The organism is Kribbella turkmenica (assembly GCF_004348725.1).
GTDB classification, from domain to species: Bacteria; Actinomycetota; Actinomycetes; order Propionibacteriales; family Kribbellaceae; genus Kribbella; species Kribbella turkmenica.
In genome coordinates this window covers 1-2,911 of the sequence record NZ_SMKR01000298.1, presented here as the reverse complement: position 1 = coordinate 2,911, position 2,911 = coordinate 1, and the positions used below count along the sequence as shown (strand labels likewise).

Genomic DNA, 2,911 nt, shown 5'->3' with positions numbered 1-2,911 from the left:
GATCCCAGGCCGTGCACGTCTCGGCGTACTCGCTGAAGGCGCTCGCGGTCACCTGCGCACCGCTGATGAGCCGCGGCGGCAGTGTCGTCGGACTGACCTTCGACGCCACCGTCGCCTGGCCCGGCTACGACTGGATGGGCGTGGCCAAGGCCGCTCTCGAGTCGACGAGCCGGTACCTGGCCCGTGACCTCGGTGCGCAGGGGATCCGTTGCAACCTGGTCTCGGCCGGCCCGCTGAAGACGCTCGCGGCGAAGGCGATCCCGGGCTTCGAGAAGTTCGAGGAGCCGTGGCTGGACCGAGCCCCGCTGGGCTGGGACCCGTCCGACCTCGAGCCCACCGGCCGCACCATCGTCGGACTGCTGAGCGACTTCTTCCCCGCGACCACCGGCGAGATCGTGCACGTCGACGGCGGCTACCACGCGATGGGAGCGTAGGGGTTGGCCACATCTCTGGTTGAGCTCCGAATCCTGGACGGAGCCAACCTCTACTTCAGTCGTGCCGCCGTCAAGCTGACGCTCGACATGACCGCGCTCGTCGACGCCCCGGCCCCGGCCGCGAAGGCGTACGCCCAGGCCATCGGCCTCGGCGCCACCCGGCCCGGCCGGATCGGCTCCGGTTTCCGGCAGCGGTTCGCGATCCGGGTCGCGGGTCACGTCGTCCGGCGGATCGCGCGCGAGGCCGGGATCGGCCGGATCGGCGTCCGGGTCCGGCCGGAGTCCGACGTACGGCGCCTGGTGGTGGCGTTCCCGTGGGCGCACGAGGGCCGCGCGCGGGCGCTCGGGGCGGCGATCGTCGAGGTGCTGGACGCGTTCGGTGCCGACGACCTGACCGACCTGATCGCCGAGGCCGGGGACCGGGTCCGGAGCGAGCCTCCGGGGAACCCGCCGCCGACCCTGCGGCCGAAGGTGCCGGTGGTCGCGGTGACCGGGACGAACGGCAAGACCACGACCTCGCGGATGATCGCGCACATCGGCCGCGCGGCCGGGCTGCACGTCGGCTGGTCGAGCACCGACGGCGTGTACTTCGACGGCGAACTGGTCAAGTACGGCGACTACTCCGGCCCGAGCGGAGCCGGCCAGGTGCTGTCGCAGCCCGGGATCCAGCTCGCGGTCACCGAGACCGCCCGCGGCGGCATCCTCCGGCGCGGTGTCGGCGTCGTCCACAACGACGTCTCGGTGGTCACCAACGTGACCGCCGACCACCTCGGTCTGGGCGGGATCGACACCGTCGACCAGTTGGCCGAGGTGAAGGCGGTCATCACCCGCATCACCCGGCCGCGCGGCTGGTGCGTGGTGAACGGCGACGACCCGCGGACGCTCGCGATGCGCCTCGGTTCGCCGGCCAAGTGCTGGGTGTTCTCCCGCGATCCCGACTCGCCGTCGATCCGGGCCGTGCTGGACGAGGGCGGCCGGGCGACCACCGTGCTCGACGGGTTCGTCACCGTCCTCGACCAGGCCGCCGACCCGGAGCCGTTGCTCAAGGTCGTCGACGTACCGATGACGCTGTCCGGGCTGTCCCACTACAACGTGGAGAACGCGCTGGCCGCGGCGTCGGCGGCGCTCGGGCTCGGGCTGCCGCGGGCCGCGGTGATCGAGGGCCTGAGCTCGTTCGCGCCGAACGAGAACAACCCGGGCCGGATGAACTTGTACTCGGTCCGCGACTTCACCGTGGTGATCGACCTCGCGCACAACGAGGCCGGCCTGCAGGCACTGCTCGAGATCATGAACGGCGTCCGGGAGCCGGGTGGACGGTTGCTGCTGGCCCTGGGGTCGCCGGGCGACCGGGCCGACGACATGGTCTCCGCGCTCGGTGCGATCGGTGCCCGCGGCGCCGACCGGGTGATGATCGGGCACAAGAGCGAGTACCTGCGGGGCCGGCCGCCGTCGGAGCTCGAGGAGGTCTTCCGCGCGGGCGCCGCGTCGGTGGGTGTGGACGACGTACCGGCGTACCCGACCGAGCTGGAGGCGGCGCAGGCGCTGGTCGCCGAGGCGAAGGCCGGGGACGTGGTCGCGGTGATGTCTCTGCAGGATCGGGCGAGTCTTGACGCCTGGTTGCGGGCCGAGGGGGCTACCGTCGACACACCGGAGATCTTGAAGGCCAAGGTCGAGAGAGCCCAGCACTAGCCCCACGGCCCCGCGGTGGTCCCCGCGGCCGGGGCGGGAACGGGGTGAAGAAATGCGCTACCTGTGGTCGGTGCCGTCCGCGGTCGTCGCGTGGTTCGTGGCGGGATTCGCCGCGACCTACCTGAAAGGCCTGCCGGACGGTACGACGCTGTTCGTGCCGGCCCGGCTGGACCTGCTCGTGCTCGGCGGGTTGGCCGGCGGCGTGGCGGCCGGGCTGTTCGTCGGGCGGATCCGGTACACGCTGCCGCTGGTCGCGCTCGTTGCCGCCGGCATGTGGTGGCTGACCGGGAACTCGTTCGCCGACGAGGCGTTCCCGGTCACGTTGCTGGTGGCAAGCGCCGTCGGCGGGCTCTTCGGTGCCCTGGGCACCAGAAGCTCGGTGGTCGCCGCGTTCGCGCTCGCGATCCCGGTCGCCTGGCTGGCACTCCGTCCGGCCAACCAGTTGGCGGACTGGCGGTGGTTGTGGCAACTGAACGGCCTGCTGGTGGCCGCCGGACTCGCGATCCTGCTGTACGTCGCCTGCTGGCGCCGTGGCTGGCGGTCGGCGTACTCCTGGCTGCCGTTGACTGCCGTCTACCTGGCGTCGTTCGGGGTCGTCGCCGGGGTCCGGACGATCAGCCGCGCGCCCGCCGGGCAGTCGACCGACGTGACCGCGGACGCGGCGACGGAGGCGTTCTTCCGGACCTTCGGGCCGATGCTGCGGGAGTACTGGCCGTGGCTGGTGCTGGCCGTGCTGCTCGCGATCCCGATGGTGGCACTGAAGTTGCGCGCGCTCCCGCCGCCGCCCC

General features: G+C 72.3%; 3 protein-coding genes. All 3 read left to right on the top strand.

From position 1 onward, the window contains the following. On the top strand, positions 1-434 hold a 434-nt coding region (locus E1218_RS35260; protein WP_132327369.1), incomplete at its 5' end, for an SDR family oxidoreductase. A 3-nt stretch (positions 435-437) separates the two neighbouring features. Next, positions 438-2,123, top strand: coding sequence for a Mur ligase family protein (locus E1218_RS35255; protein ID WP_233712688.1), 1,686 nt, complete (start codon positions 438-440; stop codon positions 2,121-2,123). Between the two features lie 52 nt (positions 2,124-2,175). After that, positions 2,176-2,911, top strand: a 736-nt coding sequence (locus E1218_RS35250) for a hypothetical protein (RefSeq protein WP_132327368.1), incomplete at its 3' end; no start/stop codon positions are given.